The organism is Fibrobacter sp. UWB1 (genome assembly GCF_002210325.1).
GTDB lineage: Bacteria > Fibrobacterota > Fibrobacteria > Fibrobacterales > Fibrobacteraceae > Fibrobacter.
On record NZ_MWQL01000035.1, the window covers coordinates 1 to 9335 of the forward strand.

General features: G+C 41.1%; 8 protein-coding genes. 6 read left to right on the forward strand and 2 right to left on the reverse strand.

Going from position 1 to position 9335, the window contains the following annotated elements:
- Positions 1-13: 13 nt before the first annotated feature.
- Both B7988_RS14560 and galE read right to left on the reverse strand, forming a co-directional pair.
- Positions 14-1879: a P-loop NTPase fold protein gene (locus B7988_RS14560; RefSeq protein WP_088658452.1), complete on the reverse strand. Its 1866-nt coding sequence runs from the start codon at positions 1877-1879 to the stop codon at positions 14-16.
- 344 nt (positions 1880-2223) lie between these two features.
- Positions 2224-3240 (reverse strand): UDP-glucose 4-epimerase GalE, encoded by a 1017-nt coding sequence (galE, locus tag B7988_RS14565; protein ID WP_088658453.1) that lies wholly within the window; start codon positions 3238-3240, stop codon positions 2224-2226.
- A gap of 457 nt (positions 3241-3697) precedes the next feature.
- Here galE and B7988_RS14570 point away from each other — a divergent pair, with 457 nt between their 5' ends.
- From B7988_RS14570 to B7988_RS14590, 6 genes are all read left to right on the forward strand, one after another.
- Complete coding sequence (locus tag B7988_RS14570; RefSeq protein ID WP_088658454.1) at positions 3698-5038, forward strand: ATP-binding protein; 1341 nt, start codon at positions 3698-3700, stop codon at positions 5036-5038.
- A gap of 12 nt (positions 5039-5050) precedes the next feature.
- On the forward strand, positions 5051-5632 hold the full coding sequence (locus B7988_RS14575; protein ID WP_088658455.1) for a hypothetical protein: 582 nt from the start codon (positions 5051-5053) through the stop codon (positions 5630-5632).
- A gap of 73 nt (positions 5633-5705) precedes the next feature.
- Positions 5706-6542, forward strand: coding sequence for a serine protease (locus B7988_RS14580; RefSeq protein WP_088658456.1), 837 nt, complete (start codon positions 5706-5708; stop codon positions 6540-6542).
- Between the two features lie 346 nt (positions 6543-6888).
- Positions 6889-7302 (forward strand): hypothetical protein, encoded by a 414-nt coding sequence (locus tag B7988_RS14585; RefSeq protein ID WP_073318771.1) that lies wholly within the window; start codon positions 6889-6891, stop codon positions 7300-7302.
- Positions 7303-7493: 191 nt separating this feature from the next.
- A complete protein-coding gene (locus B7988_RS15130; protein WP_170930681.1) occupies positions 7494-7652 on the forward strand; it encodes a hypothetical protein in 159 nt (52 codons plus the stop codon).
- A gap of 297 nt (positions 7653-7949) precedes the next feature.
- Complete coding sequence (locus tag B7988_RS14590; RefSeq protein ID WP_073318769.1) at positions 7950-9311, forward strand: ATP-binding protein; 1362 nt, start codon at positions 7950-7952, stop codon at positions 9309-9311.
- Positions 9312-9335 lie beyond the last annotated feature (24 nt).

A 9335-nucleotide genomic window follows, 5' to 3' on the forward strand; every position in this document is an offset into this window, starting at 1 on the left:
ACATCCTATTTTTTTACCCCCTTAGAGGAATTTGCGAAAGAAAATATACGTTACCCTCTAAAGCAGCTTTGAATCGATTCTTACGTTCCATTGTTTTCAAAGAAACAAAAGATTCTACAAAATCTTTTTCCTTTATTTTTTCAAGATTATATGAATTCCTGTTTTCAACCTTTTTACATAAAAGGTTAAATGTTAAATCATTCTCTGATTTCATTTGCGCATTAAAATAATTCGTTTCATCAACATTATGAAATTCTTTTCTTGCCAAAACGATTTTTTTCAGTTTATCTCTAAACTCGCTGACATTTTTTTCAAAAGCTTCCGTCATAAACTCATACGAATCCATTCCCCCAAAAGAAGAGAAATCTTGATAATGAATATTGTCTTTGATGGAATCTAAGTATTCATTCATTTTTTTATTAAATTCATCAGGAGTCTCTTCCAAAGCCCCCTTTTCTGCATACCAATAGAACTTGTAGTATAAAGAAAAAATCGCATCTGGATCAAGTAATTTTTTTTCATCAAGAATTTCTTTAAAATAAAGCAAAGCTTTTTCCCCTTCGACATCAGATAATTTGTACCAGTCGTATAATTTAGGCAACATATCATCTTGTTTTCGATCGAACCATATTGTATCCTTAATTTTTGATTCTATTTCATCTTTATCTATTGAACCGTTCCTTAACCACTTTTTCCATAGTGGAAGCCACTTATATTCATCTCCTAAATAATTAAGAGAAGTTATTCTGTCTATGTTTTCAAATTGATTTTTAAAGTCTTTGTATGACCCGTCGTTTTCGGTCGACTTATGTGAATCAATTTCGTAGAAATCTTTTTTTAACAAGTCAAGATATTTTGCATATTGGATGCACAGGAAATCCGCAAGTAAATACTTTCCAAAATCTTTGTCTTTTTCAAAATATTTTTTTGGTATATTACAATACCCAAAACCAATAAAATTGTTCAAATCATGCAACGTATGTTTAAATGCGCGATAATTGTTAACTCCAGACGCCTTTATAATATTTATAAGCATATTCTTATGGGGAAACAACAATTCATGAACGTTGTCACCAAAAATATGACTCGGCGGGCAAACTTTATCATTTTCATCAACAGAATTTTCGGCCACTACATCATCGGGAAACCATGCATTAATAATTTCCTCGGGCGTCGTTTGGATCAAAAAACGCTTACCAACAACTTTTTCTTCTGTACTAGACAAACTATGCAAAGTACTATCATTTTTTTGCTTTATTTTCGCTTCATTCCATATATTTTCTTCTGCCAGAAGAATGCACGGAATTTTTAGATGTTCTACATACTCGTTTATATACCCTAACAATTCAGGAATAGGCACGTCCGCTCTTTCAACATCATCGAAAATAATTATAGTCTTCTTAAACTCTTTTTTCGTTTTTTTCAAATCATCTACAACCTTTTGAGATAATTCCTTAAGTTGGTTCCCAACAATTTTTGAATACTTCTTTGACGCCACTGCAATTGTGGGAGTCCCTGCAACAAGACCAACAACAAAACCTGCAAGTTCTGCTAAATTTGGTATATTTCCAACTAGATTCTCAAGTTTTTCAGAAGACAAAACCGGACAAATTTTTTGAAACACTCGTTGATTTATCTCTTCTCTTGTTTTCACGCCAAAAAGGGTAACGTATACAACACAATAATCCTTACAATCAGTAAACCAGTTTCTTATTTCAGAATCATCTTTGCCAAGATAGTTTCTAATAAAATGAGTTTTCCCTGATCCCCAATAACCAGTAATCAAAACCGCATAATCGGTATTCATACACTTTAGTTTACTTTCGGGACGTCCTAAATAAAAATCAAGAAATTCTCGTATATGCTGATTGTTATTCATTTATATTCCTTTTCACTACTGTCTTAAATTTAAACTTATCCTGTAAGCTTACAAAAATGGGTGGCTTATGTCAGCTACCCATTTTTAGGACTGGTTTAAAGTATACAAAATCACCCTGTTCTTGCCAACCGATATTGAATTGTGGCGAGATCGTTTAGGGAATCATGCGGTCTTTGTTATTGTGGTATTTGTTGCCGGCATTCTGCGTTAGGGATTGAAGCCCGCAGGGCCGGGAGTGCCGCTGGTATTGTGCGCTCGGCCCTCAGGTCCTTCGGCTTCGCTCAGGATAAACTCGGCCGCGAGAGCCCGTCCCTGCGTAGCAGGGTGCGCCCATAGATCATTGTTTATCCCTTGTAACCGTGGGGATTTTGCTTCTGCCAGTTCCAGGCGTCGCGGCACATTTCCTCGATGCCGAATTGGGCCTTCCAGCCAAGTTCCTTGTATGCCTTTTCGGGGTTGCAGTAGCAGGTAGCGATGTCGCCTGCGCGGCGGGGCTTGATGCTGTAGGGCACCTTGACTCCGTTTACTTTTTCAAATGCGTTTACCACGTCGAGTACGGAGTAGCCGTGGCCTGTACCCAGGTTGTAAATGGCTAGTCCGCACTTGTTTTCGATGGCCTTGAGGGCGCTTACGTGGCCCGAGGCGAGGTCGCAAACGTGAATGTAGTCACGCACGCCGGTTCCATCGGGGGTGTCGTAGTCGTTGCCGAATACGCCGAGTTCCTTGCGGATGCCCACGGCGGTCTGCGTGATGTAGGGCATTAGGTTGTTTGGAATGCCGTTCGGGTCTTCGCCGATGCGGCCACTCGGGTGGGCGCCAATCGGGTTGAAGTAGCGCAGCAGCACCACGTTCCATTCGGGGTCGGCCTTCTGCACGTCGATCAGCACTTCTTCGAGCATGGACTTTGTCTGTCCGTAGGGATTCGTGCATTTGCCCTTGGGGCATTCTTCGGTAATCGGGATCATGGCCGGGTTGCCGTATACGGTGGCCGACGATGAAAAGATGAGGTTCTTGCAGCCGTTGTTGCGCATGGCGTTCAGGAGCACGAACGTGGCGTTCATGTTGTTTTCGTAGTATTCGAGCGGCATGGAGACCGATTCGCCAACGGCCTTGAGCCCGGCAAAGTGGATGCAGGCGTCAAAGTGGTTTTCCTTGAAAATCTTGTCCATGGCGGCGGCATCGCGGACGTCTGCCTTGATGAAGGGGATGGGCTGCCCGACAATTTCGGCGACCCTGCGGAGCGATTCCTCGCAAGAGTTCACGAGGTTGTCGACGGCGACAACGGTATGACCCTTTTTGTAGAGTTCAATAATTGTATGCGATGCAATGTATCCGGCTCCACCTGTCAACAAGACTTTCATAACAAATCCTTCTCGAGTTTGTCTTTTGAAGGGTAAATATAACAATAAACCAGCCAATCCAAGTGTATCGCGGGCTCGGGAGTGCGCCCACCCAACCCGCCCATTTGTGGGGAATTATGGCGGGGGGGGATTGCCGGGGATTATAGGTTATGTTGCCGCCGGATTGTCTTCCCGGGCGGAGACCCGGGATCTCCATTATTATGCAAAAAAGGAAGATTGGACAAAAAAGTGGCTGTTTGGCAAAACCGAACAACTGGTTTAGTTGCTTTTTGGGGAAAGAGGCCATTTCTATGGCGAAGAAATCTGCCCCACCCCCTTGAGGACTTATCCCTAATCATCTTTATAGCTTTTTAAATCTATTGAAATATGACAAATAAACAAAAAAAATGTTTATCTTGTTGCCTTTTGCGCTATTTTTTTTTAAATTGAAAAAAAACAACCCAATGGAAGGCTTTTTATGTTTATTTCTATGAAAATAAAAAATTTTCGATCCATTATTGAAACCATGGTTTCAATGACATATGAGGAAGGAAAAGCCCCAAATGGCTATAAGGATTTGCCAAGATGGGCATTCTTGGAAGACAAAGCGGAACGTCTGGTGCCATGTCTTGCCATCTATGGAGCGAATGCCGGTGGAAAAAGTAACATTATAAAGGCATTTCTTGCATTCGACCATCTATTAAAGTTTGGTACTGGCGATGCGTTTGAACCATTTTTGAAGAATGGTGCAGTCCCTGTATTTGATTCGAACTTATTGATTTCTGATAACGAAACCACGTATTTCGAATCAAAAATTGTTCTGAACGGTTCGATCTTTACATATGGTGTCGAATATTCCGAAAAAAAGATTGTTCATGAATTTTTAAATGAAGGTCGGGATGACGACAATCGGCCTATATTTGAAATAAAGGATTCCGAACTGATTCATTTTTCTAAAGTTTCTTCGGCAACTTACAAAGAAAAGGACCTGAAAGAATTCTTGAGAGTGGAATGTTCCGACAAGGATGGATTGCAGAACAGAACGTTCCTTTATTTGATGGGAACGAAGTACCCTGCTTTGAATAAGAACATTGCTGATGTATTGGAATTTTTCCTTAAATCGGTTTTTATTTCATTAAACAACCAGATTCCGGCCGGTCTTGGAATGAAAATGCTTGAAGACGCACTCAAGAACCAAGGGCAAAAGGAAACCGCTTTCGATAAATTGCAGAAAATAACGACAAAGCTTGATTTTGGTATCGAACGATTGGAAATAGACCGAACCAAACTAGAACAAGACGCTGCAGGCGAGTACCAATTACAAATAAACCCTTTGGAAGGAGGCCCCATAGGGGTGCGACGGGAAGGGCCGGAAGCATTTGCAGAATACCTGTATTCGTATCATAAGAATGACGAGCAAAAAGAGGTCAGATTCAACTTTAATCGAGAATCCATGGGAACGCAAATTGCTTTCGGTGTTCTAGGAAGCATTTTAGCCGCTTTAGAAAAAGGTGGACTCGTGCTCATCGATGAACTGGACCGTTCTTTGCATTCGCTTGTATTTCAGCAAATTGTCCAGATGTTTACGAATAAACGATACAATACCCAAAATGCCCAACTAATCTTTACGGCACATAATACGGATTTGCTGGATGCGGATATCTTAAGAATTTCAGAAATTGATTTCGTAAACAAGACAAAGAAAAAAGGTACGACGATACAGCGGCTTGTAGAATTTTCGGATGTCCGAAACGTCACGAATTTTAGAAAGCGCTATCTCTCCGGTGAATTCGATGGCATTCCGTTTCCTTATTTGTAATAGGTCTTTATTATGGCGAATAAAGAAATGACAATTATCTTGTGTGAGGGGGAATCTGAAATCGCCTACATACAGGAACTGAACCGTTATTTAAGGGAAAATGAATGTGATTTTATATTCATTCCCAAACTTATAGGTTCCGGTTTTTTCACGGATGTCCACAAAAAGCACAAAGAAGAACGTAAGAAAAATCCAAGGACGCCTATAAAAATCTTTTTGGATGATGACATCTACGTTCGTAATGAAGGTAAACGTGAACAAGACAATGGTTCACTGTTCGCAAATTCAGAATATAAAGATGAGTTTATGTTTAATACTCATAATTTTGAAGATTTTCTGATGCTTCATTATGATGATGACACGTTGGGTCAATGGTTAACAAAGTGCACTGAAACAAATCATAGGAGTGTTCCTATGCATTCAGTGCAATACATGCCGTTAGTTAAAGGTTTGTTTCCTAATTATGAAAAGGGAGAACTTCTTTTTAGCCCGATTGATCAAGAAAAACTTGATAATTTATTTAGGCATAACGAAGATGAATCCATTTTTATAAAAAGTACTTTTGCCACATATTTAAAAAGCCGATTGGTGTAAATTTTTATATCTGCTACCTATTATTAGAAAGACGAATGATTCGTGTTTATTTACAGAATAGGAGGTGATTTGTATGAATATGGAATCCGTACAAAATCAGCTTGTATATACAACGGTTAAAATTATTGCTGGAGATGGTTTGATTTCTTCAATAGGAACGGGATTCTTTATACAGCGAGATTCTGAGACTGGCCCAATAAATTTCCTTGTGACAAATAAACACGTGGTTGCAAATTATGAAAAAGCAGAGATAGTTTTTTGTGCCAAAAAGATTAATCAAGAACCTGACGATAATAGCCATATATTGATTACTATTACAGGACTTCAGGGATTCTGCATAAAACATCCTGATTTAGATATATGTCTTATTAATATGAAATCAGTAATTGATGCTGCGCAAAAACAAGGAAACCAAGTTTTCTTTAAGAGTGTTGGGAAGGATATTTTTATTACAGACGATCTTATTAAAGAAGTGTCTGCTATTGAGGACGTTATAATGATTGGATATCCTGAAGGGTTGATTGACTTAAAGAATAATAAGCCTGTAGTAAGAAAAGGAATTACAGCGACATGTTTATCACTTGATTTTGAGGGAAGAAAGGAATTTATGATTGATGCAGCGTGTTTTCATGGATCTAGTGGTTCCCCAGTATTTCTTGATAGGACCGGATTAATTACGAAGCAAACTGAAAACGGCTTTAAAATAGGTGTGAGACATCTATATTACTTTATAGGAATGTTGCGCGCTGTACCTGCAAAAACAGTAAAAGGCGAGATTAAGGTTGTTGATGTTCCTACAGACAAAAAGGTGGTAAGTGAAGCGGAACTGATGACTAATTTGGGATATGTAATAAAAAGTAGCTGCATTGACGAGATGATTGAAAAAGTGATTTCTCAACATATTGTTTAGTTTTATTGTGTTAAGGAAAATGAAATTTGTTCTTTTAGAGCCTTTTTCCTGCATTCCGCGTTAGGCCTCCAGCCACTTGCAACAGAGCATCTCGTCTCCTGCATCCCGCGTTAGGGATCGAAGCCCGAAGGGCCGGGAGGGCCGCTGGTGTCCCGCACTCGGCCCTCTAGGCGGGGAAACCGTGGGGTGACGCCACGGCTTCGTGCCGCGAGAGCCCGCCCCTGCGCAGCAGGGAACGCCCGTATAGATTTTCGTGAAATCCTTTTTTTATAGGCTACATTTTTTGTGCCTATGTTGGGAGGCTTTTTATAACCCGACATGTTAAACAAACAAAAAAGGATTAAACATGAAAAATGAAAATGTGGCCAAGAGTATTACCCCAGAAGTGCTTCAGGAGTTGTTCCTGGATTATGCTCGTGAGCTTTGCGTAGAAGAAATTGAATTAACGAAAAAGGTTTCCCCTTATAAAGAGCATTCGGAGTGGGCTTATGAGGAGTATCGGTGTTGGTTTGATGCCTTGTTTGGGTGGATTGATAATATAAAGACCGGCAAGATTATGCGTGTGTTGAAGTTTGTCGGTGCCTATGATGGTAGAAAAATTGACCATGATCGTCTTTTGACTGCGCTGAGGACACTCTGTTATATAGCCCGCTTTGACGATGGTGTCGATGGGAAACTCTTTGCTTTCGAAGGATGTCGTTATGAAATTCCTTATGATTATATTTATCGCTTAGAACGATTTGTAAGAACCGCTATGTGAAATAAGATTGCCTGAAATTGTGTCCCCGGCCCCGCCGGGGATTTCCGCCCGCCCAACCCACCCTTTTGAGAAATTTTTTTACAAACCTTGCAATCAATAGATTGCACGATTTTTGATTTTAGTGTCTAGATTTGGAGTGTTCCATTATGGTTGTTGTTGCATTTTGGTTGAGTTGATTCTATATTTATACTATGGCACTTGAGATCAGACCTATACCGACCTTGAAAGGGCAAGAAGCCCTTGCGTTCGCCTTGGCGGCCGAGCGCACTACCAAGGTGCGCGGAAAGCAGGACTTTTCCGAGCAAATTCGTAAGGCTGATTTGATTTTGAAAGAGGCCGGATTCATTTGATTCTAGAAAAAGATTTTCTTTTAGCAGAAAGTACCGGAACCAGAAAATCGGCTCGCAAATAATTGATTTTTGAAATTGGTGATTTGTCTGATATTGCTCAATCCTGCAAGCCGGCTGATTTAAATGGATTGCTTGAAATTAACTTTGGGTATTTTTTTCCAGCCCCTGCGCAGCAGGGAACGCCCGCAAGTCACTTTTGTCAACAATAAGTTGCTTAATTAACTTTTTTTGCCGCGGCTATTGACAACCGCCCCGCGTTTGTGTATATTTGATAGTGAACAAATGTGCAGGTTGTAAATGCGGTACGAATCGGTAATCAAGGCTGGCGAATCCTCTACGGTGGAATTCAAATCCTCTTTCAATCAAGAGGTTATCGAGGCTGTGGGCGCGTTTGCCAACAAGCACGGAGGTGTCATCTTTGTTGGGCTGAAGTCGTGCGATAGAGTACTTGGTTTGGAACTTGCCGAGGAATCTTTACAGAAATGGCTTAACGAAATCAAGAGTAAGACGGAACCTGTGCAGGTCCCCGATGTTGAAGTCGTAAAGTACAAAGGGAAGACGCTTGTTGCGATAAATGTCAAGGAAAGCCCGATAAAGCCGGTGGCGGTGCAGGGACGTTACTTTATTCGGCACGAGAACAGTGTTCATGCGATGAACCCGATTGAGATTGGGGATTGCACGTTGCGTACTCAGAATTCTAGCTGGGATTTTGTACTTGACGATTCCGGTTCGATGGACGACATCTCCCTCAAAAAGGTCGTGCAGAGTATTCGGCGTATCAACGAGCGAGGGTATCATATCTCCAAGGATCCCCTTGATTTTTTGCGCAAGAATCGATTGCTGCGGGAAGGAAAGCTTACTTTTGCTGCCGAAATGCTTTTCGCAAAGGATTGGCATGTAAACACGGCTGTGCAGATGGGCTTTTTCCAGTCCCCGACAATAATCAAGGACAGGGGCGAAGCCCATGGCGATTTGGTGAGCCAGGTAGAAGAAATTTATGAGTTCGTGAAAAAGCACATCAATTGTCAGGTCGTCATAAGCGACAAACTTGAAAATGATCTTGTTTGGGATTATCCGCTAAAGGCCATCAGGGAAATAATCTTGAATATGATTGTTCACAGGGATTATCGTTCGGCATCGGAATCGTGCGTCAAAATTTTTGATGATCGTATAGAGTTTTTCAATCCGGGAAAACTGATGGATGGGATGACTCCTGACGATTTGAATTCGGGAAATTACTTGTCCACTCTTCGGAATAAGGCGATTGCAAACCACTTCAATATGTTGGGCGAGATTGAAAAGTACGGTTCCGGTGTTACCCGCGTTATAGGGCTGTTCCAAGAGGCCGGTTTACCTGTTCCCAGGATTGAGGAAATTGGTTGCGGAATACGTGTGACCGTGTGGAAAGCTGTTGACAGGGATACAGAAAAGGATACAGAAAAGGATACAGAAAAAGATACAGAAAATATTACAGAAAATCAAAGGAAGATTCTTTCCGCTATAGAGCAAAACCCCTCTGCGCCGCAGGAGGGAATTGCACAGGTTGTTGGGATTAACCGCGCCAATGTCGCTAAAAACTTGAAAAAACTTGTTGAAATGGGGCTTGTCAAACGTATTGGTCCCGATAGGGGCGGTCACTGGGAAGTCGTCAAGAAATAGCTTTTATAATCTAGGCAGTTTCAA